Source organism: Curtobacterium sp. NPDC087082 (assembly GCF_044745045.1).
In the GTDB taxonomy this organism is placed as follows: Bacteria; Actinomycetota; Actinomycetes; order Actinomycetales; family Microbacteriaceae; genus Curtobacterium.
Map to the genome: position 1 here is coordinate 560,041 of NZ_JBIUZN010000002.1, position 23,257 is coordinate 583,297.

Genomic DNA, 23,257 nt, shown 5'->3' on the forward strand with positions numbered 1-23,257 from the left:
TGCCGCAGGGGAGTGGCTCCTACGATCGCGGCATGTCCTCCACCGTCGCACCCTCGACCAGCGCCGCCGCGGGCGGCCCCTCGCTGCCCCAGGAACGGCGGCTCGTCACGGAGGTGCCGGGCCCCCGCTCCCGAGCGCTCTTCGAACGCAAGGCCGCCGCCGTCGCGTCCGGCGTCGGGGTCGCGGTGCCGATCGCCGTCGTCGCGGCCGGTGGCGGCGTGGTCGTCGACGCGGACGGCAACTCGTTCGTCGACCTCGGCTCCGGGATCGCCGTGACGAGCGTCGGCAACGCCCACCCGGGAGTGGTCGACGCCGTGCAGCAGCAGGTCCAGGCGTTCACGCACACCTGCTTCACCATCGCCGCCTACGACGGGTACGTCGAGGTCGCCGAGGCGCTCAACCGGCTCACCCCCGGCGACCACGAGAAGCGGAGCGCGCTCTTCAACTCCGGCGCCGAGGCGGTCGAGAACGCGGTGAAGATCGCCCGCAAGCACACCGGTCGGCAGGCGATCGTGGTGTTCGACCACGCCTACCACGGGCGGACGAACCTCACGATGGCGCTCACCGCGAAGAACCAGCCGTACAAGAACGGCTTCGGTCCCTTCGCGCCCGAGGTCTACCGCGTCCCGATGTCGTACCCGTTCCGCGACGGCGGACTGTCCGGTGCCGAGGCGGCGAAGCGCGCGATCAGCCAGATCGAGAAGCAGGTCGGCGCGGAGAACACCGCCGCGGTGCTCGTCGAGCCGATCCAGGGCGAGGGCGGCTTCGTCGTCCCGGCACCCGGGTTCCTCGCCGCGCTCTCGGAGTGGACCACCGCGAACGACGTCGTGTTCATCGCCGACGAGGTGCAGACCGGGTTCGCCCGCACCGGCGCCATGTTCGCGAGCGAGCACGAGGGCATCGTCCCCGACATCGTCACCACCGCCAAGGGCATGGCCGGCGGGATGCCGCTCTCCGCCGTCACCGGGCGCGCCGAGATCGTGGACTCCGCCCACGTCGGCGGCCTCGGCGGCACGTACGGCGGCAACCCCGTCGCGTGCGCCGCAGCACTCGCCGCGATCCACGCCTTCGAGCACGACGGCCTGGTCGAACGCGCTGCCGAGATCGGCGACGTGCTGCTCGGACGACTCCGCGCCGCACAGGCGACCGACCCCCGCATCGGCGACGTCCGCGGCCGCGGCGCCATGATCGCGATCGAACTCGTCGACCCGGCGACCGGGGAACCCGACGCCGCGCTCACCGGACGGGTCGTACGGTACGCGTACGAGCACGGCGTGATCGCCCTCACCGCGGGGACGTACGGCAACGTCCTCCGCTTCCTCCCCCCGCTCGCGATCGACGACGACCTGCTCCACGAGGGGCTCGACATCGTCCTGGAAGGACTCGCAGCAGCATGACCGACACCCAGCAGACCAGCCAGCAGACCACCCAGCAGGCCACCCAGCGCACCGACGCCGAGCGCGAGCTGCTCGCGAAGGTCCCCACGGGCCTCCTGGTCGACGGCACCTGGCGACCGGCGGCCGACGGCGGCACGTTCGGCGTCGTCGACCCCGCCACCGGCGAGACGCTCCTCGAGATCGCCGACGCAACCCCCGAAGACGGTGTCGCGGCCCTCGACGCCGCCGAAGCGGCGAAGCACGGCTGGGCGACGACCCCGCCGCGCGAGCGAGCCGAGGTCCTGCGCCGCGCCTTCGACCTGCTCCAGGAGCGCCGCGCCGACTTCGCCCTCCTCATGACGCTGGAGATGGGGAAGCCGCTCGCCGAGGCGAACGGCGAGGTCACCTACGGCGGTGAGTTCCTCCGCTGGTTCTCCGAGGAGGCCGTCCGCATCGGCGGCTCCTACGGCACCAACCCCGAGGGCACCGGCCGTGCGATCGTCAGCCACAAGCCCGTCGGCCCGGCGTTCCTCATCACCCCGTGGAACTTCCCCCTCGCGATGGCCACCCGCAAGGTCGCCCCCGCGCTCGCCGCCGGGTGCACGGTCGTCGTGAAGCCCGCCGAGCTCACCCCGCTCACCACCCTGCTGTTCGCCGACCTGCTGGTCGAGGCGGGCGTGCCAGCCGGGGTCGTCAACGTCGTGCCGACCACGCACGCCGGTGCGCTGTCCGAGCCGATCATCGCCGACCCGCGACTCCGGAAGCTCTCGTTCACGGGATCGACGCCGGTGGGCCGGACCCTCCTCGCCCAGGCGGCGCAGAACGTGCTGCGGACGAGCATGGAGCTCGGCGGCAACGCCCCGTTCCTCGTGTTCGCCGACGCGGACCTCGACCTCGCCGTCGAGGGGGCGCTCGCCGCGAAGTTCCGGAACACCGGGCAGGCGTGCACCGCGGCCAATCGGTTCCTCGTGCACGAGGACGTCGCCGAGGAGTTCGCCAGCCGGCTCACCGACCGCGTCGCGGCCATGTCCGTCGGCCGCGGGACCGAGGACGGCGTCGCCATCGGCCCGCTCATCGACCAGCGCGCCGTGGACAAGGCGCACCGGCTCGTCACCGACGCCCTCGACCGCGGTGCGACCCTCCGGACCGGCGGCCACCCCGTCGACGGCCCCGGCACGTTCTACGCGCCCACCGTCATCACCGACGTGCAGCCCGGCAGCGACCTGCTCCGCGACGAGATCTTCGGACCGGTCCTGGCCATCCGGACGTTCTCGACCGAGGACGAGGCCGTCGCGGCGGCGAACGACACCGAGTACGGGCTCGTCGGCTACGCGTTCACCGAGGACCCCGCACGCGGACAGCGCCTCACGGAACGGCTCGAGACGGGCATGCTGGGGCTCAACACCGGTGTCGTCTCGAACGCCTCGGCACCGTTCGGCGGGGTCAAGCAGTCCGGCCTCGGACGCGAGGGCGGCGGCGAGGGCATCGCCGAGTACCTCGAGACCATGTACACGCTGACGCCCGACCCGTTCGGGCGCACGAAGGGAGCGCAGCGATGACCATCGAGAAGGACGTCGTCGTCATCGGCGCCGGGGTCACCGGCCTCATCGCCGCGAACCGCCTCGTCGCCGAGGGGAAGCGCGTGGCCGTGCTCGAGGCCCGCGACCGCGTCGGTGGCCGCACGTGGACGAACGACATCGAAGGCGTCACCCTCGAGATCGGCGGTCAGTGGGTCTCCCCGGACCAGACCGCCCTGCTCGAGACCCTCGACGAGCTCGGACTCGGGACGTACGACCGCTACCGCGAGGGCTCCAGCGTCTACATCGACGAGCACGGCACCCGCACCGAGTACACCGGCGACATCTTCCCGCTGCCGGAGGCCACCGCCGCCGAGATCGAGCGGCTCGTCGCCGTCGTCGACGAGTACGTGGCGACGGTCGACCCGGCGCGCCCCTGGGAAGCGCCCCACGCCGCCGCGCTCGACGAAACCTCGTTCCGCGCCTGGCTGCACACGCTGAGCGACGACCGGGTCGCGACCGACAACGTCGAGCTCTTCATCGCCGGCGCCATGCTGACCAAACCCGCACACGCCTTCTCGGCGTTGCAGGCCCTGCTCATGGCCGCCTCGGCCGGGAGCTTCTCGAACCTCGTCGACGCCGACTTCATCCTCGACAAGCGCGTCGTCGGCGGCATGCAGCAGGTGTCCGAGCGGCTCGCCGCCCGGCTCGGTGCGGACGTCCACCTGAACGCCCCGGTGCGCACCCTGCGCTGGGACGACGAGGGCGTCACAGCGCTCGCCGACGGCGGCATCGAGGTCCGCGCCCGCCAGGCACTCGTGGCCGTCCCGCCGCCCCTGTACTCCCGCATCTCGTACGAGCCGCCGCTGCCGCGTCGCCAGCACCAGCTGCACCAGCACCTGTCGATGGGGTTCGTCATCAAGGTGCACGCCGTCTACGACCGGCCGTTCTGGCGCGGCGCCGGGCTGTCCGGCACCGCGTTCAGCCCGTACGAACTCGTGCACGAGGCGTACGACAACACCTCGTACGGGCAGGAGCAGGGCACGCTCGTCGGGTTCGTGTCCGACCAGCACGCCGACGACGTCTTCGCCCTCTCGGCCGAGGAGCGCAAGGCCCGGGTGCTCGACTCGCTCGCGCACTACTACGGCGACGAGGCGCGCCGACCGGTCGTCTACTACGAGAGCGACTGGGGCACCGAGGAGTGGACCCGTGGCGCCTACGCGGCGAGCTTCGACCTGGGCGGCCTCGTCCGGTACGGCGCCGACCAGCGCGCTGCCGTCGGCCCGATCCGGTTCGCGTCGAGCGACCTCGCCGGGCACGGGTACCAGCACGTGGACGGGGCGGTGCGGATGGGCCGCGAAGCGGCGGCGGAGATCCTCGCCTCGTTGCCGCAGCCGGCGGTGCAGTAGACCCACGCCGAGACGGACGGGAGGCGCGGTGCGGGCTGGCACCGCGCCTCCCGTCCGTCATCGGTGTGGGTCCAGGGCGTCCGCCTCCGTCAGGGAGGCGACCATCTGGACGCGGCGACCGTACCGGTCGAGCCCGAGCCGTGCCTCGGTCACCACCAGCCCGTCGTCGAACGGCGTCGACGGTGCTTGCTCGACGAACCCGGCGGTCGCGTAGAAGGGAGCGTTCCAAGGCACGTCCGCGTAGGTCCGGAGTGTGATGGCCTCGTGACCGCGCGCTCGGGCCTCGTCCTTCGCCGCCTCGACCAGCGCTCGACCGAGACCCTGCCGCGCGTGCCCGGGCGCCACCGAGAGCTGCTCCAGGTGGCAGACGCCGTCCCGCTCGAGCACGTGGACGAAGCCCGCCGGCCCGCCGTCGTCGCCCTCGACGACCAGCAGGAAGCCCGGCTCGGCGAGCCGCTCGGTGCCGGTCGGTGCCGGAGGCCACGTCTCCGGACGGAAGCGGTCGTCGAACAGCCGGTCGGCCTCGTTCTCGATCTGCTCGACCGCGGGAGCGTCCTCGGGCCGGGCGAAGCGGATGCGTCGGTGCACGAGGCGAGCCTACGGTCCGGGTCGGCCTCCCTGCGCGGCCGGTACGGTCGTCCCATGGGAGACCCGCACGACGAGGCCGTGGTGATCCGCCCGGCGACGACCGCCGACGCCGAGGGGATCGCGCGCGTGCACACCACGTCGTGGCGCGAGACCTACGGCCGGTTCGTGGACGATCCGGAGACCGACCCGTGGTTCGACCTGGGACGGCGACTCGACATGTGGCGCGCGAACCTCGCCCAGGGGACGTTCGCGGCCGTGGTGGCCGACGGCGCTGACGGGATCGTCGGCTTCGCCGCGGTGGAGGCGACGCCCGAGCCCGACGCCGTCCGACCCGAGGAACTCACGATGCTGTACGTGCTCGGGCGCGCCCACGGTGACGGCAGCGGTCAAGCGCTCCTCGACGCGGTCCTCGGTGACCGTCCGGCATCGCTGTGGGTCGCCGAGGACAACCCGCGTGCGCACGCCTTCTACCGACGGAACGGATTCGCTCCGGACGGCGCGACGTCGAGCTTCGGCCCGATCGGCTCCACCGTGCGGCTCGTCCGCTGAGCGACGCCCGTCCTGGACGGACACCGGACGCCGCGCGCGTACGGTCCGGGACATGAGCGACACCAGCGGAACCAGCGACCCCACCGACGCCGAGCGGCAGTACACCGAGGACCTGCCGGACGGCTCGCCCTCGGGCGACGCCACGAAGGACCCGGAGCAGGACAGCGACCACGACTCGGGCGGCGAGCCGGTCGACCCGCAGTAGCGCGGTCTGGTCCGCGCCCTCGTCAGTCGGCGGCGCGGATGGGCTCGCCGGTGTCCGGGTCCCAACCGACCACCCGCGGCTGCGCGACCCGGGCAGCAGGGCGTTGGCGTGGCGGGAAGTACCCGCGAGCAGCGGGCAGGTACGGCAGGAACGCGGCGACGGCACCCAGTACGCCGTTCGCGGTGGTGAGTCCGTACGGCGGCAGGAGGGCGCCGATGGCTCCGACCACACCGAGCACCGCCATCCAGAACCGCGCGCGTCCGGAGCCGCGGCCGACGCGCAGTGCACCGAACACGAACCAGCCGAGGATCGCCAGGCCGATGGCGACCGGCACGAGGGCCCAGGGGTCACCGGACGACACCGTTCCGGGCAGGTCCACGAGCCGTGTGACCAGGTCGCACGCGAACAGCACGAGCCACAGCACGACGGCAGCGGTCACGAGGACGGGGCGGGAGCGCGGGACACCGGTGGTCACGTGGTGATCCTAGGACCGGAGTTGCGCTGCGCACCACGCTCGGCGACGGGGTACGTCGGCGAGCCGGGGACACAGTCGCCGACCGGTAGAACGACGGCATGACCACTTCTTCCCGCACCCCGCTCGGCGTGACACTCGTCGACGGCGGCGCGAACGTCGCTCTCTTCTCCAGCACCGCCGAGCGCGTCGAGTTCTGCCGGTTCGACGAGGACGGCACCGAACACCGCACCGAGCTCACGAACCGCACCGGCTACACCTTCCACGACGTCGTCCCGGACGTAACCGTGGGGACCCGCTACGGCTTCCGCGTCCACGGCGCATGGGACCCGGCGAAGGGCCTCCGCCACAACCCGGCGAAGCTGCTGCTCGACCCGTACGCCACCGCCGTCGACGGCACGTACGAGTGGGGCCAGGCGCTGTTCGGCCACGACATGCAGCACCCCGACCAGATCGACGAGACCGACTCGGCCGCGGCGATGCCGAAGTCCGTCGTCGCCGACCGCGACTTCGACTGGGGCGACGACGCGCGACCCCGCACGGTCCTCGCCGACACGGTCGTGTACGAGGTCCACGTCAAGGGCTTCACGAAGCAGCACCCGGACGTGCCCGAGGAGATCCGCGGCACGTACGCCGGACTCGCGCACCCGGCGGCGATCAAGCACCTCACCGACCTCGGCGTGACGGCCGTCGAGCTGCTGCCGACGCACCAGTTCGTGCAGGACTCGACCCTCGCCGACAAGGGCCTCCGCAACTACTGGGGCTACAACAGCATCGGGTTCTTCGCCCCGCACGACGAGTACTCGTCGTCCGGCACCGCCGGCCAGCAGGTCGCCGAGTTCAAGGCGATGGTGCAGGCCCTGCACGCCGCCGGCCTCGAGGTCATCATGGACGTCGTCTACAACCACACGGCCGAGGGCAACCACATGGGCCCGACGCTCTCGGTCAAGGGCATCGACAACGAGTCGTACTACCGCCTGGTCGAGGGCGACGAGGCGAACTACTTCGACACGACCGGCACGGGCAACAGCCTCAACGTGTCGCACCCCGCGGCGCTCGGCCTCGTCATGGACTCGCTCCGGTACTGGGTCGAGGAGATGCACGTCGACGGCTTCCGCTTCGACCTCGCGACGACGCTGACCCGTCAGGGCGGCGAGGCGGAGAAGCACTCAGCGTTCCTCGACATCATCCACCAGGACCCGGTGCTCCGCGAGGTGAAGATGATCGCCGAGCCGTGGGACACCGCCGGCTACCAGGTCGGCGGCTTCCCGGCGGACTGGTCGGAGTGGAACGGCAAGTACCGCGACGACCTGCGCGCGTTCTGGCGCGGCGATGCGGGCACCCTCGGCGACGCCGTGCAGCGGGTGCTCGGCAGCCCGGACGTCTACGAGGGCTCCCGGCGCTCCCCGCTGTGCTCGGTCGACTTCGTCACCGCCCACGACGGTTTCACCCTGGCGGACCTGACGATGTACGCCGAGAAGCACAACGAGGCGAACGGCGAGGACAACAACGACGGCGAGAGCGACAACACCTCGTTCAACGGCGGTGTCGAGGGTCCGACCGAGGACGGCGTGGTGAACGACTACCGGAACCGGCAGCGCCGGAACTTCCTCGGCACGCTGCTGCTGTCGGCGGGCGTGCCGATGATCCTCGGCGGCGACGAGATCGCCCGGTCGCAGGGCGGCAACAACAACGCCTACTGCCAGGACGACGAGATCTCGTGGTTCGACTGGGCCGCGGCCGACCGGGACCTGCTGGCCTTCACGACCGAGGCGATCGCATTCCGCCGCGACCACGTGTCCCTGCGTCCCGAGTGGTACCGCACGGCCCCGGGCGACTCGGCGTCCACGGTGGACGTGCTCCGTGCCGACGCGAAGGGGTTCGACGACGCCGACTGGGCGGACGGCGGCAACCGGGCGGTCATGCTCGTCCTGCAGCAGGGCGACGACACCGTGGCGGTGCTGCTCAACGCGTCGGAGACCACCGTCGAGTTCACCCTGCCGGAGAAGCCGGGTGGCGGGCGCTGGTCCCTCGGGCTGTCGAGCGACCCGGACCAGGCCGTCGGCGACGACGCGGCGACGGTGCTGGTGCGCGACGCGTCGTTCACGGCCTTGGTCTAGACCAGGGGGCGGGCGGGGGGGGGGGGGGGGGGGGGGGCCCCCCCCCCCCCCCCCCCCCCGGGGGGGGGGCCGCGGGGGGGGGGGGGGGCGCGCCCCCCCCCCCCGCCCCCCCCGGGGGGGGGGGGGCCCCCGGGGGGGGGGGGGGGGGGGGGGGGGGGGGGCCCCCCCCCCCTCCCGTCCGCCCGTGGGCCGGGTCCAGGGCGTCAGCCGCCGATGCGGATCAGCTTCTTGTTGACGAACTCGTCGGCCCCGAGCGGGCCGAGCTCGCGGCCGAAGCCGCTCGCCTTGACGCCGCCGAAGGGGAGCTCCGGGCTGTCCGCGCCGACGATGTTCACGTAGACCATCCCGGCCTCGATGCGGTCGGCGACGCGCAGCGCCTGCTCGGCGTCGGTCGTGAAGAGGTACGAGCCGAGGCCGTACGGGGTGTCGTTCGCGATCGTGATCGCGGCGTCCTCGTCCTCGACCCGGTAGACGGCGGCGACGGGGCCGAAGAACTCCTCGCGGTAGGCGTCGTTGTCGGGCGTGACGCCGGTCAGGATCGTCGGCGTGAAGGCGTTGCCCTGACGCTGGCCGCCGGTGACGACGGTGGCGCCCTGGGCGGTGGCCGCCGCGAGCTGCTCCTGCAACCGGTCGGCAGCGGCGGGGGAGGACAGCGGACCGAGCTCGGCACCGGGCGTGGTCGGGTCGGTCGGCGAGACCGCGGCCATCGCGTCGGTGAACTTCGCCAGGAAGTCGTCGTACAGGTGGTCGGCGACGAGGAAGCGCTTCGCGGCGTTGCAGACCTGGCCGTTGCCCTCGAGGCGGGTGGCGACGGCTGATTCGACCACGGCGTCGAGGTCGTCGGTCGACAGCAGGACGAACGGGTCCGAGCCGCCGAGCTCGAGGACGACCTTGGTGAGGTTGCGGCCGGCGATCTCGGCGACGGCGGCACCGGCGCGTGCGGAGCCGGTGAGGGAGACGCCCTGGACGCGCGGGTCGGCGATGACGTCGGCCGCCTGGTCGTTCGTGGCGAAGACGTTCGTGTACGCGCCCTCGGGGAAGCCCGCGTCGTGGAAGACCTGCTCGATCGCGAGTGCGGACTCCGGGCACTGCGGGGCGTGCTTGAGCAGGACGGTGTTGCCGATGACGAGGTTCGGACCGGCGAACCGGGCGATCTGGTACGCGGGGAAGTTCCACGGCATGATGCCGAGCAGGACGCCGATCGAGGACTTCCGGATGAACGCGCTGCCCTCGCTGCCGTCCGCCAGGGTGATCGGCTGGTCGGCGAGGAACTCCTCGGCGTGGTCCGCGTAGTAGTCGTAGATGTCGGCGCAGAAGTCGACCTCGCCCACGGCCTGGTCGATCGGCTTCGCCATCTCGCGGACGATCGTGGCGGCGAGGTCGTCCCGACGCTCCCGGTACAGCTCGGCGACGCGGTGCAGCAGCGCGGCGCGGTCGGCGACGGTGCTCGTGCGCGACCACTGGGCGTGCGTGCGGTCGGCGGTGTCGATCGCCGCGCGGAGCTCGTCGTCGGTGATCGTCGGGAACGTGGCGAGGGTCTGGCCGGTGGCCGGGTCGGTGACCGCGTAGACGGTGGCCGTGTCGTTCATCGTGTCTCCTGTGTGGTTCAGACCTGGTCGGTCAGCTGCTTGTTGACGCCGGTGACGGGCTGGTTCTCGTCGAAGCCCTTCGGCTGGATCCGGAACCCCTTCGTGATCACCAGCAGGTACACGAAGCCGATCGCGGCCCAGACGCCGCCGGCGATGAGGGCGTCGGCGTGCAGCTGAGACCAGAGAACACCGGTCAGCAGCATCGCGACCCCGGGGAGGACGATGAAGGCGAACCGGTCACGGGCGGTGTGCCGGCGGCCCTCGCGCCAGGCGAAGTGCACGATGACCGTCAGGTTGACGAACGTGAACGCGATGAGGGCGCCGAAGTTGATGTACGCCGAGATGGTGTCGAGCGAGAACGTCATCGCGAGGAGCGTGACCGCCCCGACGATGACGACGTTCGGGATGGGTGTGCGGGTCCTCGGGCTCACGTACCCGAAGACCTTCTTCGGCAGGACGTTGTTGCGGCCCATCACGAGCAGCATGCGGGCGACGCTGGCGTGCGAGGCGAGGCCCGAGGCGAGCGCGGCGACGAACCCGGCGGCGACGAGGATCGCCTGGAACACCCTGCCGCCGACGAGCAGCCCGATCTGGGGCAGCGGGTCGTCGGTGAACTCGCCGAACGGGGCGTTGGTCGGGAAGCGGAGCTGGGCGAAGTACGCCGAGACGAGGAAGATGAGCCCGCCGATGAGGACGGTCAGCAGGATCGCCTTCGGCATGATGCGGATGCTCTTCGCCTCCTCCGTGTACATCGTCACCGCGTCGAACCCGATGAACGAGAAGCACACGACGGTCGCCCCGGTGAGGAGCGCCGACATCGTCACGCCGTCGTGCACGAAGGGCTCGGCGCTGACCACCGTGCCGGCACCGGCACCCTCGACGAGCTCGATCACGGCGAAGACGACGAACGCGATCATCGCGAGGATCGCCCCGATGAGCAGGACCATGTTGAGGTTCGACGTCCCGCGCATCGACAGGCAGATCACCGTCGTGACGAACAGCGTGTAGACGACCACCGTCACCCACGCGGGCAGTGCCGGGAAGACCTGCTCGAGGTACAGACGGATGATGAGCGCGTTCACCATCGGCAGCAGCAGGTAGTCGAGCAGGGACGCCCAGCCGACCATGAAGCCGGCGTTCGGGTGGATCGACTCCCGCACGTAGGTGTAGGCCGAACCCGCCGCCGGGTAGACGCGGACCATCTTCCCGTAGCTGATCGCCGTCAGGAGCATGATCACGAGGGCGATGAGGTACGCACTCGGCACGGCGCCGTTCGTCTCACCGGAGACGATGCCGAAGGTGTCGAACACCACGGTCGGCGTCATGTACCCGAGGCCGAGTCCGACGATCGCCCACAGCCCGAGACTCCGCTTCAGGGACCCACCGCGCGCGGTGCCGGGCGGGGCGGTGACGATGGTCGGTGACGCCATGGGGAGTTCCTCCTGCTCGCAGCCGGAGCTGCGGGGGCCGGGGTCCGCGCGGCGGTGCGCGGACCTGATCGGGTGGACCGATCCGCTGACGATACCGACGCCGTGGGCAGCGTCGGACCCGCCACGGAGTACACGATGCGAGGCAGGGATGTACGCGGTGTCGCTTGCCGACCGGAGCCTGGGACCGGCCGGGAAGATGCTCAGCCACGGTGCCGGAACCGCGGGCGCACTCCCGGCACGGCTCCCTACGATCGGCTCGGCACGACCGGCACCGGGCCGGACGCCGACGGACGAGGACGACCGATGACACGGACACGAGGACTGGTCGCCGCGGGGCTGGTGGTCGGCCTCGCGCTCGGCGCGGCCGGTGGGTGGGGCGTCGCCCACGCGACCGGTGCGGGTGGGACGGGCTCCGCCGCTGGCGGGCGGGCCGTCGTCGTCGCGGAGCCGAGCCGCGCCTCCACGGCCCGCGCGACGACCGTGCCGAGCGCACGCTCCTCCGCGCACGCCCCGATCGCGACCACGGCCGGCGGGATCCCCGCTGCCGAGGCACCCGGGTCCACTCCCGCTCCGGCGAGCGTCGACCTGGCGAGGACGTGGACCGCACCGGCCGACCTGCCGACGCAGGGGCGGCTGCTCCGGGTGACCATCCCGGCCACGCGATCGCACTTCGTCGCACGCCAGGCCCTGCTGTACCTGCCCCCGGCCGCGCTCACCGCCGACCCGCCGGCGCTGCCCGTCGACGTGCTCCTGTCCGGCCAGTCCCGCGGAGCCGGTCCCGAGGACGTGCAGACCGGCGGGGCGATCGAGCAGACGATGGACGCGCTCGCGACCGTCGACCGCGGCCTCGCACCGATCGTCGTCGTCCCCGACCAGCTCGGCCCGCGGTCGGCGAACCCGATGTGCGTCGACGGGGCGCTCGGCAACAGCCGGACCTACCTCACCGAGGACGTCCCGGCGTGGGTGACGAGCCACCTGCGGGTGCAGACCGCGGCCTCCGCGTGGACCATCGGCGGGTTCTCGCAGGGCGGGACGTGCGCGATCCAGCTCGGGGCGGGGGACCCCTCGCGGTTCGGCAACCTCATCGACGTCTCCGGCGAGGACGGGCCCACGCTCGGCAGCGAGACGAAGACCGTCGACGAGGGGTTCGCCGGGAACCGGGCGGCGTGGGCGGCTGCGCAGCCGGCGGCGCTGCTGCGTGCCGGTGCGCCGTTCCGGGACTCGAACGCGTTCTTCGCAGCCGGGGCCCTCGACACCACCTACGGGCCGGTGATGCCCGTGATGGCCGAGCGGGCGCGGGCAGCGGGGATGCACGTCGCCACGTGGGTGGTGCCGGGTGGGCGGCACAGCTGGGTGACGGCGCGGGCGGCGCTCGCCGCGGGGCTCGACTGGTTGCAGCCGCGGGTGGGGCTCGGGGCGCCGGCGGCCTGACGTCTACTGCGCCGAGGGCTCCTGCTGCGTGATGCAGTGCAGCCCACCGCCCCGCGCGAACACCTCGCGCGCGTCGATCGTCCGCACCTCCCGCCCCGGGTACACGTCCGCGAGGATCCCCCGCGCCCGCTCGTCCGCCACCGGCTCCCCGAACCCGCACGCGATCACCGCGCCGTTCACCACCACGTGGTTCACGTAGTTCCAGTCGACGGGTCCGTCGGCGTCGGCGAGCGTTGCGGGTGCGGGCAGCTCGACGATGGTGGCGTCCGTCGCGTCCTCGATCGCCCGCCGGACGATCGGCATCACGAGGTGGTCCGGGTGGCCCGGGTCCGGCTGGGCGTGCAGCAGCACGGTGTCCATCGCGGCGCCGGCGAAGGTCGCCACCATGTCGACGTGCCCCCGGGTGCCGAAGCCGTCGTAGTCGCGGGTAAGACCGCGGGGCAGCCAGACCACGTCGGTCGCGCCGATCGTCCGCGCCAGCTCCTGCTCCACCCGCGCGCGGTCGGCGTAGGGGTTTCGTCGGGGATCGAGCTGGACCGTCTCGGTGACGAGGACGCGTCCGGTCCCGTCGACGTGGATCGCCCCGCCCTCGTTCACGAGCAGTGACGGGATCCGTTCCACCCCGGCGGCCGCGGCGACGGTGGCGGCGACCTCGGCGTCGCGCGTCCACGTCGACCACGGGTTCGCGCCCCAGCCGTTGAAGACCCAGTCCACCGCGCCACGGGCCCCGGTCACGTCGTCGACCACGAACGTCGGACCGATGTCGCGCATCCAGAAGTCGTCGAGGGGCGCCTCGAGCACGTCCACGGCGCCGGACAGGAGGCGTCGGGCGTCGTCGCGCGCGACCGGGTCGACGACCACGGTGACGGCCTGGTACTCGCTGATCGCGTTCGCGGTCGCCGCCCAGACGGTACGCGCCGCCTCGGCGCTTGCCAGGTCGTCGCCGAGCGTCAGTCCGGGCCGCGGGAACGCCATCCAGGTGCGTTCCTGCGGGGCGGTCTCGGGAGGCATGGCCCACGTCATGCGCGCACCTCGCGTCCGGTGGGGGTCGCCGCCACGGCGATGGCCGCGTCGATCGCGTCGCGTGCGCCGTACGCGTGGCGTTCCTCGTCGACGGGGGCGACGAGCGTGCCGTACAGGTCCGGACGGCGCGTGACGTAGAAGGGGAAGAGCCGGAGCCACTCCGTGCGGGCGTCGAGGTCGAGGTCCGCGACGAGCACGACACTCGCGTCCCGCGGTGCCTCGACGAGGACGCGGCCGAACGGGTCGGAGATGAACGACGAGCCGTAGAAGGTGATGTCGCCCTCGTCGCCCCAGCGGTTCGGGACCACCATGAACTGCCCCGAGGTGATGCCGTTCGCCACGATGACCTGCCGCCAGATCGGGGCGGTGTCGAACGCGGGGAACGACGGCTCGGACCCGATCGCCGTCGGGTACGCGAGGACCTCGCTGCCGGCGAGACCGTACGACCGCGCGACCTCGGGGAACCACTCGTCCCAGCAGGTCGGCAGGCCCACACGGGCGCCGAGTCCGGCCGGCTCGTACACCGGGAAGGCGTCGGCGTCGGTGCCCGGGCGGAAGTAGGTGTCCTCGTAGTAGCCGGCGCTGATCGGGATGTGCGTCTTGCGCGTCCGACCGACCAGCGTGCCGTCCGGCGCGACGAGGACGGCCGTGTTGTAGCCGCGTGGGTCCTCGGGCCGGTCGTCGGCGGCCGGACGCTCGTACAGCGAGGCGTGCACGAACACCCCGTGCTCCGCCGCCTGGGCGCGAGCGAACGCGACCGTCGGGCCGTCCTCGAGCGACTCGGCCGACTCCTTCGGTGCGCCGGTCGCGGGGGTGTCGCCCGGGTAGCGCGAGAGCGTCAGCTCGGGGAGGAACACCGCGGTGGCGCCGTTCGCCGCTGCCGTCGCGATGCCGTCCGCGAGCTGGGCACGGTGGGCAGCGGGATCCTCGAGCCACCGGGACTGCACGAGGCCGGCGCGCACGCGGCGTCGGGGTCGGCCGGTGTCCTCGTGCAGGGGAGACCGCTGCGGTGTGCCGGTGATGACGTCCATGACGCCATTGTTGATCGCACGATCAACGAGCGCAACCCCCTCGAGGTGTTGTGTGGACGCATGAGCGAACCCATCGTCACGCCGCTCGGCTTCTCGCACGTCCGGTTGACGGTCACCGACATCCGACGCAGCAAGGCCTTCTACGAGCAGTTGTTCGGGATGCCTCCGGGGAGCGACTTCAGCGACCAGATCGACGACCCGACGATCCACGACGACCCGTGGCGGACCTACGGCGGGTGCTCCTTCACGTTCGGCGGGCAGACGCTGGGCCTGCGGCCGGTCGCGCCGGCGGGGGACCGGTTCGACGCCGACCGGGTCGGCCTCGACCACGTGTCGTTCCGGGTCGCCTCGGTCGACGAGCTGCACGCCGCGGTGGGCCGGCTCGACGCGGTGGGGATCGAGCACGGCGAGGTGACCGACCTGCCGCCGTTCGGGCTCGTGATCCTGTCCGTGCAGGACCCGGACGACGTCAACCTGGAGTTCGCGGCGCCCAGACCCTGACGGTCGTTCGGCGGGTGTGTCACGCCAAGAGGGGCTGTCCGCGCCGTCGCCGTCCTGGGAGCATCACGGGATGCTCGACAACCTGATGGGGACCGGAGCCTCCCTCTCCCTCGTCGCCCTGCTCGTCGCACCGTTCCTCGGCGTCATCGCCTGGTACGCGACGCGGAGCTGGACCCGGTCGTGACCCAGGGCCTCCGCCGCCGCGGTGGACGGGCACTGGGGGTCGCGTTCGTCTTCCTCGTGTTCGTCGAGGTGTTCGCGTCCTTCTCGACGTTCTTCGGGATGCTGGTCGCCCAGACGCTGTACGCGCCGTGCGCCTCGGTCGACGCGATGCGGTGCTCGTACGGGGTCGGGGAGACCGCGCTGATCGTCGTGCCCCTCGTGTCGCTCGCGATCTCGATCACCACGTGGACCCTCGGCGCCGCGGGGGCTCCGACACTGCGGCGGCGGGTGTGGACGCCGACGATCGGTCTCGGGTCGATCATCGCCGTCTTCCTGCTCGGGCTCCTCGCGATCGACCGCTCCATCGGCTGACCGGCGGCGGCTGTCCGGTCGGCGCGCGCGTCCCCCGGGCGTCGAGGTGACAACCGTGCCCCGGGCGTTGACTGATCCGGTCAGACAACAGGAGGACACATGAGCAAGACCTGGTTCATCACCGGCGCGTCCAAGGGCTTCGGCCGCGAGTGGACGGAAGCGGCACTCGAGCGCGGGGACTCCGTCGCCGGGACCGCCCGCAACCCCGACGACGTGCACGACCTCGTCGACCAGTACCCGGACACGTTCCTCGCACTGCAGCTCGACGTCACCGACCGTGCAGCCGACATCGCCGCGGTCCAGCGTGCCGCCGAGCACTTCGGCTCCCTCGACGTCGTCGTCAACAACGCCGGCTACGGCCACTTCGGCATGGTCGAGGAGCTCGCCGAGGACGAGGTGCGCGCGCAGCTCGAGACGAACCTGTTCGGTGCGCTCTGGGTCACCCAGGCGGCGCTGCCGATCATGCGCGAGCAGGGGTCCGGACACATCATCCAGGTGTCGAGCATCGGCGGGATCAGCGCGTTCCCGACGGTCGGGGCGTACCACGCGTCGAAGTGGGCGCTCGAGGGGATCTCGCAGTCGCTGGCCCAGGAGGTCGCGGGCTTCGGCATCCACGTCACCCTCGTCGAGCCCGGCGGGTTCTCGACGGACTGGTCCGGTCCGTCCTCGAAGCACAGCGAGGAGATCGCCGCCTACGCCGACGTGCGCGAGGCCGCGTCCAAGCGCCCGTCCGCTGCCGATCCCGGCAAGCCAGAGGCGACCCGGTCCGCGATCCTGAAGGTCGTCGACGCGGACGAGCCGCCGCTGCGGGTGTTCTTCGGCAAGGCGCCGCTCGGCATCGCGGAGCGTGACTACGAGTCGCGGTTGGCGACCTGGCGCGAGTGGCAGCCGGTGGCCGAGGAGGCGCACGGCGCCTGACGACCTCCGAGGTCAGGCGCGACCGACCGCCGAGCCGACCACGGCGAGCAGCCGGAGTCGCTCGGCGGTCTCGCTGCCGGGTTCGGCGGTGTACACGAGCAGGTTCTGCGAGCTGTCGGGGTCCTGCAGCACCTGGCACTGCAGGGTGAGCAGCCCGACCTCCGGGTGGCGGTAGGTCTTCACGTCACGCGGGCGGATGCCGACCTCGTGGCGCGCCCAGACCTCGCGGAACTCCTCGCTCGTCGCGAGCAGCCGTTCGGCCAGGTGTGCGGCCCGGGAGTCGGGTCCGCGGCGAGCGATGACGGTGCGGAGACCCGAGGCGTACATCCGGGACAGGAAGGGGTGGTCCTCGACCGGGTGGACGTCCCGGGACGCCGGGTCGGCGAACCACCGGTACCCGATGCTCCGGTCGTCGCCCCGTCGGCCGCTGGCGTCACCGGTGAGCTCGGCGGCGAGGGACGTCTGCTGCAACGTCTCGCCCAGCTCGGTGACGATCTCGGCCGGGCTGTCGGCGAGCCGGTCGAAGATGCGCATCATGCCGGGGCTGACGTGGTCGCCGCCGGACGCCGCGGTCGGGGGCTCGTGTCCGGCGAGGCGGAAGAGGTGGTCGCGCTCCGCGATCGTGAGGCGCAGGCCCTGCGCGATCGACGCGAGCATCTGGTCGGACGGCTGCGGTCCGCGCTCCCGTTCCAGCCGCGCGTAGTAGTCGACGGACATGTTGCTCAGCAGCGCCGCCTCCTCGCGCCGCAGCCCGCTCGTGCGACGGCGCTGGCCCCGGGGCAGGCCGACGTCCTCGGGCTGCAGGGCCGTCCGACGGCTGCGGAGGAAGTCCGCGAGGGACGCTCGGTCGATCATGCGCCCATCCTCTCCCGGGGCGTCGACCGCAGCCACGGATCGTCAGGCCGTGGTTGCGTGTGCACGACGCGGCGACGATCGTCTCGGGTGCCAGATCGGGTGCTCACCACGACGGAAGAGGCGGACCATGGCACGGAACGAACGACTCACCCTGCCGGACCTCGGCGGGCGCCGGGTCCTGGTGACCGGAGCGAGCGACGGCATCGGACTGGAGATCGCCGCGCGCTTCGCCGGCGCCGGGGCGGAGGTGGTCGTGCCGGTGCGCAACCGCGACAAGGGAGCGGCGGCCGTCGCCCGGATCACCGCGCAGCACCCGGATGCATCCGTGCTGCTCGAGGACCTGGACCTGTCCTCGCTGGAGTCCGTGTCGACGCTCGGGGAGCGGATGCGGTCCGAGGGCACGCCGATCGACGTGTTCGTGGGGAACGCCGGCGTGATGAACCCGCCGGAGCGGCAGACGACCCGGGACGGCTTCGAGCTGCAGTTCGGCACGAACCACCTCGGGCACGTCGCACTCGTCGGCGCCCTGCTCCCCCTGCTCCGTGCCGCCGACGGTCGGGTCGTGATGCAGTCGAGCGTGGCGGCGCAGCATGCCTCGATCCGGTGGGACGACCTGCAGTCCGAGCGGGACTACGACGTCGCGCGGGCGTACGGGCAGTCGAAGCTCGCGTGCGCGCTGTTCGCCCTCGAGCTCGGTCGGAGGAGCCGGGCCGGCGGGTGGGGGATCACGAGTGCGGTCAGCCACCCCGGCGTCGCACCCACGAGCCTGCTCGCCGCACGACCGGAGATCGGACGCTCGGGCGACACCGTGGCCGTCCGGCTGATCCGCTGGCTGTCGGCGCGCGGGCTCCTCGTCGGGACACCGGCCTCGGCGGCGGAGCCGGCCCTGCTCGCGGCGACCGACGCGGACCTCGACGGAGGCTTCGTCGGTCCGACCGGACCCGGGCAGCTCGGCGGACCGGCCGGCCGTCGGAAGCCGTGGGCGCCGTTGCTCCGTGACGAGGACGCCGCTCGGCTCTGGGACGTGTCGGAGTCGCTCGTCGGGAGTTCGGTCAGCTGATGATGTTCACCGCGCGAGAGATCACGAGCGCCAGCAGGATGAACCCGCCGATCGACTGGTAGGCCATGATCATCTTCGCCCGGATGGTCATCGGCATCGTGTCCGTCGGGCTGAACGCCATCATGTTCGTCAGCGCGACGTAGAGGTAGTCGAGGTACACCGGCCGCCAGGCCGCCGTCTTCGGGTCGGTCTCCTGCGGGAACTGGAAGTCGGCGCGGTCGGTCACCCACAGCCCCGGCTGCCGTCGGGCGACGGGGCCGCCCCGGTCGAGCTCCCAGTACACGAGCCCGAACGCGATGATGCTGCTCACCCAGACCTGCAGGGCGGTCAGGAGCACCGCGCCGCCGTCGGGGTGCCCGTGCAGCAGCTCGTCGATCGTGCGGACGACGGTCAGCTGGTTCGCGACCGTCAGCAGGACCGCGAGGCCCGTGGACAGCCACCGCGACCAGGTGGTCTCACGGGTCAGCCGCCGAGGGTTGAACACGATGAGCGGGGTGAGGAGCAGCACCCCGAGGAGCGGGACCACCCAGGACGGGAAGAACAGGACCTCGTCGGGCAGGAACAGGCTCAGCGCGAGGTTCACCAGCACGGCGACGGCGACCGGCCCGCGGTGCTCGTGCCGGGGTGTGGTCCGCGTCGTCGTCACGGCTCCGAGTGTGGCACTCGAACACCGTTCCGGGCCCGTGCGACCCGTGAGGGTCCGGTCAGCGCGACCCCCGTGTCGCTCTCACCGGAACATGGAACATCAGTAGGCTGGTGGCGGGCCGCGTCACCGCCGGATCGTGGCCCGAGCAAGGATGAAGCCCACCGCTCGGGAAACAGCGATGGGCTTCGATTTGCTCTCCGAGTGGAGAACGAGGGACACGATGCGTCCCGAGCTTGAACTCGGAACCAGTGTAACCCGATCACCGTCGGGTCGCACGTCCCTCGGCCCCTGCTCTTCGTGTCCGCCGGCGCTGACACGGAAGGTGGTTCGGATGTCCTCCGACGACGAACCGCGTCGACGCCGTCAGGTGCCGTGGTTGGGGATTGCGACGTTGCTCGTGACCCTGGCCCGGCTCCTGCACGACGTGTGGCGCAAGGGTTGAGCCCAGGGTGTCCCGCGCTCTTGCCGGCGCGGGGCACCCGTCCGAGCGTGCCGAACGCGACGAGCGAGCGTCGGAAGCCGAGCTGCCCGTGACGGCGGTACTCCCACGCCGTCCACGGCACGAGCGCCCCGACGGCGAGGACGACCCCGACGACGAACGCGATCACGCCTGGCAGCACGGTTCCCATGCGGTCGACGGTACTGACCGCGCGGGCGGACGGAGCCGATGTCAACCGCTCGGAGGACCCGGGATCGATCCGTCGTCGCACGGGGTCGCGTCGCCCGGAGGACGATCCGCGGGCGGTCGGTGCGCAGGCTGGTGGCATGTCCGAACGCAACCGTCCCACCGTCCGTCTCCTCGCCGCCGCCGTGGTCGCCGGCTCCGTCGCGGTGCTCGCGACCGGGTGCAGCTTCGTCCAGCAGCAGACGGGCGATGCCTGGTCCGTGACCTACGAGGTCCGCGTCGACCAGCCGAGCGGGGCCGCGCTCACCGACGTGCGGGTCGAGGGTGCCGAGCGGCGCGGCGAAGCACCCGAGGTGCACCGGCTCGACGCGCAGGAGATCGGGTCTTCGGACGGCGAGGGGTCGCGCTGGGAGCACGACGCGATCGTCCTCGCCGAGCAGCGGGCGTCGGTGCGGGCGACGCCGGGCGCCGGAGCCACGGCGACGTGCCGGATCCTGCTCGACGGGAAGCGCGAGATCGCGAGCGAGACGTCGGCGCGGCCGGGCGACGCGGTGCGGTGCTCGGCGGACACCCCGGCCTTCGACTGACGGAGCGTCACGCCCGACCGGCCGGCGGGTGCCGGCCGGAACCGGCCGGCGGGTGTCGGCCGGAACCGGCCGACACCGGCCCGCCCGTCAGCCGGGCAGCGGCCCCGCCAACGACCCGGCCGACACCTCGTGCCCGAGCAACCGCCCCGCCGCCCGCAGCCCGGAGAGCAGCGCCCCGTGCACGGTCGCGGGGTCGTCGCCCCACGTGGCCTCACCGGCGAGCTGCACCCGCCCCGACGGGTTGCCGAGCAGGTCGTGGTCGTCCGGTGACGCCCCCACGTGCAGGTACGAGTACGACCCGCGCGCGAAGGGGTCCGCCGCCCACCGGGTGATCCGCACGCCGTCCGGCTGCGGGACCGAGGGCCCGAACATCCGGCGCAGCGCCTCGACCGCCTCGTCGACGACCAGGGCATCGGGCAGCGACTCGATCCGCCGCGCGCCGGCACCGCCCACGAGCGCCGCGAGCACCGGTTCACCGGTCACGCGGGACATGTCGTACCAGGAGTGCCAGTCGACTCCGGCCGGCCCCTGCTGGCGGACCACCCACGACTCGCCCCAGAACCGGGACGGGAACCGCAGGAACACCTTGTCGTAGACGCCCATCCCGAGTCGGCCCATCGCGTCGAGCACCGCGGGCCCGAGCGGTGGCTCGAACGTGATCGCGCCGGCCTGCAGCACGCCGAGGGGTGCCGTGACGACGACCTCCGCAGCGGACACGGTCGTCCCGTCGGCGAGCCCGACGACCACGCCCGAGGACGACGAGCGCACGGCGGCGACGACGGAGGACAGCCGCACGTCGAGCCCGCCCGCCAGGGCGTGCGCGTACTGGGCGTAGCCGCCGGGGAACACCACCTCGTCGCCGGCGACGTGCTCCTCGTCGAGCCCGTGCGCGTCGAGCACGGTGACCGGGGCGCCGCAGAGGTCCTCGGAGCGGTGCGCCGTGTACTCGCGGATCCGCGCGGCCCGGTCGCCCTGCCACTGCAGGGACCGCAGCGCGGTGTCGACGGCGGACGCGTAGGTCGCCGGCGGCGGGGCGTCGGCGACCACCGCGGCGAGGGCCGCGTCGACGGTGTGCAGGTCCGCGACGAACGACGCGGCCTCGGGCGCGGTCAACCGCCGTCCGGACGGGGCGTGCCAGCCGATCGGCCGCCCGTCGAACTGGAAGCTGCCGACGGTGAACTCGACGGTCTCGATCCCGAACGCGGACGCCAGCGACCAGAGCGGGTTCCCCTCGATGCCGTGGATCCAGGAGGCTCCGAGGTCGACCGGCACCCCGATCTCGTCGTCGGTCCAGGTGCGGCCTCCGATGCGGTCGCGGGCTTCGAGCACGACGACTCGCTGCCCGCCCTGCACGAGCGCTCGAGCAGCGGCGAGCCCGGCGACCCCGGCCCCCACGACGACGACGTCGGCATCGAGTGCAGCCATCAGTGTCCTCCGGTCAGCGGTGCCATCAGGCGGGCGGCGAGGCTCGGCCGCCCGGTCAGTGCTTCCTCGCGGTCGGCCAGGTCGGTGGCCACGAGCCCGGCGTTCGCCCCGAGGAACCGCAGCGGCTCCGGCTCCCAGTCCGGCGACCGGTGGTTCACCCACGGCAGCGCGGTCAGCGGCGAGGACACACCCCGCACGAGGTCGGCGAGCGTCCGTCCGGCGAGGTTCGTCGTGGACAGGCCGTCGCCGACGTAGCCGCCGGCGGTCCCGACGTGGCCGTCCCACGTGACCGAGGCGCACCAGTCACGGGGCACCCCGAGTGGTCCGCCCCACGTGTGGGTGACCGGGGCGTCGGCGACGGCGGGGAACAGCTCGACCAAGGACCGCCGCAGGTGCTCGAACACGCGCGGTACCCGGTCGTAGCCGGGGGTGATCGCGGACCCCCAGTGGTAGCGGGCTCCGCGTCCGCCGAACGCCAGTCGGTCGTCCGCCGTGCGCTGCCCGTACACGAGCAGGTGCCGGTAGTCCGAGAACGTCTGCCCGTGCTCGAGCCCGACGCGGTCCCACACCGCCGCGGGCAACGGTGCCGTCGCGATCATGAGCGAGTACAGCGGCAGGATGCGCCGCTTCGTCTGCTCGAGCTGCGCGCCGTAGCCCTCGACCGCGATGACCACGGCACCGGCCGTGACGGTCCCGCGCGACGTGACCACGTGCCCTGGACCCCACGACACGGCGGGCGTGTGCTCCGCGATCCAGACGCCCCGCGCCTCCAGGGCCGCCGCCAGGCCGCGCACCAGCGCTGCGGGCTGGACCCGCGCGCAGTCCGGCGTCCACGCGACACCGGCCGATCCGGCCGCATCGCCGGGGCGTGCATCGCGGTACGTCATGTCGTCGCCCCACGCGGCCGAGGCGGAGACCTCGTCGCGGGCCGCGCGTTCCTGCACGGCGGAGCGGGCGTAGAGGACGGTGCCGCCCTTGACGTAGTCGCAGTCGACTCCGGCCTCGGACGCTGCGCGCCCGACCTCGACGACGGTGTCGCGCATCGCCCGACGCAGGGCGAGGGCCGCGTCGCGGCCGTGCTCGCGGGCGATCGCCTCGGCGGACCGCGGGAACAGTGCGGAGCACCAGCCGCCGTTGCGTCCGGACGCGCCGAAGCCCGCGATCTCGCGTTCCACGACGACGACCTGGAGGCGCGGGTCGGCCTGGTGCAGGTACCACGCGGTCCAGAGACCGGTCAGTCCACCGCCGACGATGCAGACGTCCGCGGTGGTGTCGCCGTCGAGCGGCGGCCGGGGCGTCAGGTCGTCGCGGCCACTCGTGACGAGCGCGTCGAGCCAGAACGAGACGCCCCGGTAGCCGGTCACGG

At 72.6% G+C, this 23,257-nt stretch carries 22 protein-coding genes; 12 read left to right on the forward strand and 10 right to left on the reverse strand.

Annotation, left to right across the window (positions count from 1 at the left end):
- Nucleotides 1-32 precede the first annotated feature (32 nt).
- Genes gabT through ACIPEP_RS08115 form a run of 3 tightly spaced genes read left to right on the forward strand, consistent with a single transcriptional unit; the run spans nt 33 to nt 4,302 of the window.
- Complete coding sequence (gene gabT / locus ACIPEP_RS08105; RefSeq protein ID WP_402716953.1) at nt 33-1,397, forward strand: 4-aminobutyrate--2-oxoglutarate transaminase; 1,365 nt, start codon at nt 33-35, stop codon at nt 1,395-1,397.
- A complete protein-coding gene (locus ACIPEP_RS08110) occupies nt 1,394-2,935 on the forward strand; it encodes an NAD-dependent succinate-semialdehyde dehydrogenase (RefSeq protein ID WP_402716954.1) in 1,542 nt (513 codons plus the stop codon). Before gabT ends, ACIPEP_RS08110 begins: the two co-directional genes overlap by 4 nt.
- Entirely contained in the window at nt 2,932-4,302 is a 1,371-nt protein-coding gene (locus ACIPEP_RS08115) for a flavin monoamine oxidase family protein (protein ID WP_402716955.1), read from the forward strand. The genes ACIPEP_RS08110 and ACIPEP_RS08115 overlap by 4 nt, the downstream gene beginning before the upstream one ends.
- A gap of 57 nt (nt 4,303-4,359) precedes the next feature.
- Here the strand turns inward: ACIPEP_RS08115 and ACIPEP_RS08120 are convergent, their stop codons facing one another.
- Nucleotides 4,360-4,890, reverse strand: a complete 531-nt coding sequence (locus ACIPEP_RS08120; protein WP_336696755.1) for a GNAT family N-acetyltransferase — start codon at nt 4,888-4,890, stop codon at nt 4,360-4,362.
- A 54-nt stretch (nt 4,891-4,944) separates the two neighbouring features.
- Between ACIPEP_RS08120 and ACIPEP_RS08125 the strand changes: the two genes are divergently transcribed.
- Together ACIPEP_RS08125 and ACIPEP_RS08130 are read left to right on the forward strand one after the other, a co-directional pair.
- Entirely contained in the window at nt 4,945-5,439 is a 495-nt protein-coding gene (locus ACIPEP_RS08125; protein ID WP_070417443.1) for a GNAT family N-acetyltransferase, read from the forward strand.
- Between the two features lie 52 nt (nt 5,440-5,491).
- Nucleotides 5,492-5,644, forward strand: a complete 153-nt coding sequence (locus ACIPEP_RS08130; RefSeq protein ID WP_175473650.1) for a hypothetical protein — start codon at nt 5,492-5,494, stop codon at nt 5,642-5,644.
- Nucleotides 5,645-5,666: 22 nt separating this feature from the next.
- On the opposite strand, the gene ACIPEP_RS08135 is transcribed toward ACIPEP_RS08130, so the two are convergent.
- Nucleotides 5,667-6,119, reverse strand: coding sequence for a hypothetical protein (locus ACIPEP_RS08135; RefSeq protein WP_402716956.1), 453 nt, complete (start codon nt 6,117-6,119; stop codon nt 5,667-5,669).
- 98 nt (nt 6,120-6,217) lie between these two features.
- Between ACIPEP_RS08135 and glgX the strand changes: the two genes are divergently transcribed.
- Nucleotides 6,218-8,236 carry a glycogen debranching protein GlgX gene (gene glgX / locus ACIPEP_RS08140; RefSeq protein WP_402716957.1) on the forward strand — a complete coding sequence of 673 codons (2,019 nt, stop codon included), beginning with the start codon at nt 6,218-6,220 and terminating at the stop codon, nt 8,234-8,236.
- 203 nt (nt 8,237-8,439) lie between these two features.
- On the opposite strand, the gene ACIPEP_RS08145 is transcribed toward glgX, so the two are convergent.
- Together ACIPEP_RS08145 and ACIPEP_RS08150 are read right to left on the reverse strand one after the other, a co-directional pair.
- Entirely contained in the window at nt 8,440-9,825 is a 1,386-nt protein-coding gene (locus ACIPEP_RS08145) for an NAD-dependent succinate-semialdehyde dehydrogenase (protein WP_336696760.1), read from the reverse strand.
- A gap of 17 nt (nt 9,826-9,842) precedes the next feature.
- The gene (locus tag ACIPEP_RS08150; RefSeq protein WP_229084682.1) at nt 9,843-11,255 is read right to left on the reverse strand and encodes an APC family permease; all 1,413 of its coding nucleotides are present in this window, start codon (nt 11,253-11,255) and stop codon (nt 9,843-9,845) included.
- Nucleotides 11,256-11,558: 303 nt separating this feature from the next.
- Between ACIPEP_RS08150 and ACIPEP_RS08155 the strand changes: the two genes are divergently transcribed.
- Entirely contained in the window at nt 11,559-12,686 is a 1,128-nt protein-coding gene (locus ACIPEP_RS08155; RefSeq protein WP_402716958.1) for an alpha/beta hydrolase, read from the forward strand.
- Between the two features lie 3 nt (nt 12,687-12,689).
- On the opposite strand, the gene ACIPEP_RS08160 is transcribed toward ACIPEP_RS08155, so the two are convergent.
- Together ACIPEP_RS08160 and ACIPEP_RS08165 are read right to left on the reverse strand one after the other, a co-directional pair.
- A complete protein-coding gene (locus ACIPEP_RS08160; protein ID WP_402716959.1) occupies nt 12,690-13,709 on the reverse strand; it encodes an agmatine/peptidylarginine deiminase in 1,020 nt (339 codons plus the stop codon).
- Nucleotides 13,706-14,740: a nitrilase-related carbon-nitrogen hydrolase gene (locus tag ACIPEP_RS08165; protein WP_402716960.1), complete on the reverse strand. Its 1,035-nt coding sequence runs from the start codon at nt 14,738-14,740 to the stop codon at nt 13,706-13,708. Before ACIPEP_RS08165 ends, ACIPEP_RS08160 begins: the two co-directional genes overlap by 4 nt.
- A gap of 60 nt (nt 14,741-14,800) precedes the next feature.
- Here ACIPEP_RS08165 and ACIPEP_RS08170 point away from each other — a divergent pair, with 60 nt between their 5' ends.
- The 3 genes from ACIPEP_RS08170 (at nt 14,801) to ACIPEP_RS08180 (ending at nt 16,693) form a co-directional block, all read left to right on the forward strand.
- The gene (locus ACIPEP_RS08170) at nt 14,801-15,241 is read left to right on the forward strand and encodes a VOC family protein (protein ID WP_402716961.1); all 441 of its coding nucleotides are present in this window, start codon (nt 14,801-14,803) and stop codon (nt 15,239-15,241) included.
- A gap of 180 nt (nt 15,242-15,421) precedes the next feature.
- On the forward strand, nt 15,422-15,775 hold the full coding sequence (locus ACIPEP_RS08175) for a hypothetical protein (RefSeq protein ID WP_402716962.1): 354 nt from the start codon (nt 15,422-15,424) through the stop codon (nt 15,773-15,775).
- Between the two features lie 99 nt (nt 15,776-15,874).
- A complete protein-coding gene (locus tag ACIPEP_RS08180; RefSeq protein ID WP_402716963.1) occupies nt 15,875-16,693 on the forward strand; it encodes an SDR family oxidoreductase in 819 nt (272 codons plus the stop codon).
- A gap of 12 nt (nt 16,694-16,705) precedes the next feature.
- On the opposite strand, the gene ACIPEP_RS08185 is transcribed toward ACIPEP_RS08180, so the two are convergent.
- A complete protein-coding gene (locus tag ACIPEP_RS08185; protein ID WP_071302268.1) occupies nt 16,706-17,548 on the reverse strand; it encodes a helix-turn-helix transcriptional regulator in 843 nt (280 codons plus the stop codon).
- A gap of 127 nt (nt 17,549-17,675) precedes the next feature.
- Here ACIPEP_RS08185 and ACIPEP_RS08190 point away from each other — a divergent pair, with 127 nt between their 5' ends.
- Nucleotides 17,676-18,608 carry an SDR family oxidoreductase gene (locus tag ACIPEP_RS08190; RefSeq protein ID WP_402716964.1) on the forward strand — a complete coding sequence of 311 codons (933 nt, stop codon included), beginning with the start codon at nt 17,676-17,678 and terminating at the stop codon, nt 18,606-18,608.
- Here the strand turns inward: ACIPEP_RS08190 and ACIPEP_RS08195 are convergent.
- A complete protein-coding gene (locus tag ACIPEP_RS08195) occupies nt 18,601-19,254 on the reverse strand; it encodes a DUF1345 domain-containing protein (protein WP_070417431.1) in 654 nt (217 codons plus the stop codon). The two genes, ACIPEP_RS08190 and ACIPEP_RS08195, sit on opposite strands and share 8 nt — an antisense overlap.
- Nucleotides 19,255-20,019: 765 nt before the next feature.
- Between ACIPEP_RS08195 and ACIPEP_RS08200 the strand changes: the two genes are divergently transcribed.
- Nucleotides 20,020-20,466 carry a hypothetical protein gene (locus tag ACIPEP_RS08200; RefSeq protein WP_402716965.1) on the forward strand — a complete coding sequence of 149 codons (447 nt, stop codon included), beginning with the start codon at nt 20,020-20,022 and terminating at the stop codon, nt 20,464-20,466.
- Nucleotides 20,467-20,553: 87 nt separating this feature from the next.
- Here the strand turns inward: ACIPEP_RS08200 and ACIPEP_RS08205 are convergent, their stop codons facing one another.
- Both ACIPEP_RS08205 and ACIPEP_RS08210 read right to left on the reverse strand, forming a co-directional pair.
- On the reverse strand, nt 20,554-21,891 hold the full coding sequence (locus ACIPEP_RS08205) for a flavin monoamine oxidase family protein (RefSeq protein WP_402716966.1): 1,338 nt from the start codon (nt 21,889-21,891) through the stop codon (nt 20,554-20,556).
- Nucleotides 21,891-23,255, reverse strand: a complete 1,365-nt coding sequence (locus tag ACIPEP_RS08210) for an NAD(P)/FAD-dependent oxidoreductase (RefSeq protein WP_402716967.1) — start codon at nt 23,253-23,255, stop codon at nt 21,891-21,893. The genes ACIPEP_RS08205 and ACIPEP_RS08210 overlap by 1 nt, the downstream gene beginning before the upstream one ends.
- Nucleotides 23,256-23,257: the final 2 nt, after the last annotated feature.

Excerpts from the sequence above, each read along its gene's own strand:
- gabT (WP_402716953.1), top strand. The coding sequence starts at position 33 with ATGTCCTCCACCGTCGCACCCTCGACCAGCGCCGCCGCGGGCGGCCCC.
- ACIPEP_RS08110 (WP_402716954.1), top strand. The coding sequence starts at position 1,394 with ATGACCGACACCCAGCAGACCAGCCAGCAGACCACCCAGCAGGCCACC.
- ACIPEP_RS08115 (WP_402716955.1), top strand. The coding sequence starts at position 2,932 with ATGACCATCGAGAAGGACGTCGTCGTCATCGGCGCCGGGGTCACCGGC.
- ACIPEP_RS08125 (WP_070417443.1), top strand. The coding sequence starts at position 4,945 with ATGGGAGACCCGCACGACGAGGCCGTGGTGATCCGCCCGGCGACGACC.
- ACIPEP_RS08130 (WP_175473650.1), top strand. The coding sequence starts at position 5,492 with ATGAGCGACACCAGCGGAACCAGCGACCCCACCGACGCCGAGCGGCAG.
- glgX (WP_402716957.1), top strand. The coding sequence starts at position 6,218 with ATGACCACTTCTTCCCGCACCCCGCTCGGCGTGACACTCGTCGACGGC.
- ACIPEP_RS08145 (WP_336696760.1), bottom strand. The coding sequence starts at position 9,825 with ATGAACGACACGGCCACCGTCTACGCGGTCACCGACCCGGCCACCGGC.
- ACIPEP_RS08150 (WP_229084682.1), bottom strand. The coding sequence starts at position 11,255 with ATGGCGTCACCGACCATCGTCACCGCCCCGCCCGGCACCGCGCGCGGT.
- ACIPEP_RS08155 (WP_402716958.1), top strand. The coding sequence starts at position 11,559 with ATGACACGGACACGAGGACTGGTCGCCGCGGGGCTGGTGGTCGGCCTC.
- ACIPEP_RS08160 (WP_402716959.1), bottom strand. The coding sequence starts at position 13,709 with ATGACGTGGGCCATGCCTCCCGAGACCGCCCCGCAGGAACGCACCTGG.
- ACIPEP_RS08165 (WP_402716960.1), bottom strand. The coding sequence starts at position 14,740 with ATGGACGTCATCACCGGCACACCGCAGCGGTCTCCCCTGCACGAGGAC.
- ACIPEP_RS08170 (WP_402716961.1), top strand. The coding sequence starts at position 14,801 with ATGAGCGAACCCATCGTCACGCCGCTCGGCTTCTCGCACGTCCGGTTG.
- ACIPEP_RS08180 (WP_402716963.1), top strand. The coding sequence starts at position 15,875 with ATGAGCAAGACCTGGTTCATCACCGGCGCGTCCAAGGGCTTCGGCCGC.
- ACIPEP_RS08185 (WP_071302268.1), bottom strand. The coding sequence starts at position 17,548 with ATGATCGACCGAGCGTCCCTCGCGGACTTCCTCCGCAGCCGTCGGACG.
- ACIPEP_RS08190 (WP_402716964.1), top strand. The coding sequence starts at position 17,676 with ATGGCACGGAACGAACGACTCACCCTGCCGGACCTCGGCGGGCGCCGG.
- ACIPEP_RS08200 (WP_402716965.1), top strand. The coding sequence starts at position 20,020 with ATGTCCGAACGCAACCGTCCCACCGTCCGTCTCCTCGCCGCCGCCGTG.
- ACIPEP_RS08205 (WP_402716966.1), bottom strand. The coding sequence starts at position 21,891 with ATGGCTGCACTCGATGCCGACGTCGTCGTCGTGGGGGCCGGGGTCGCC.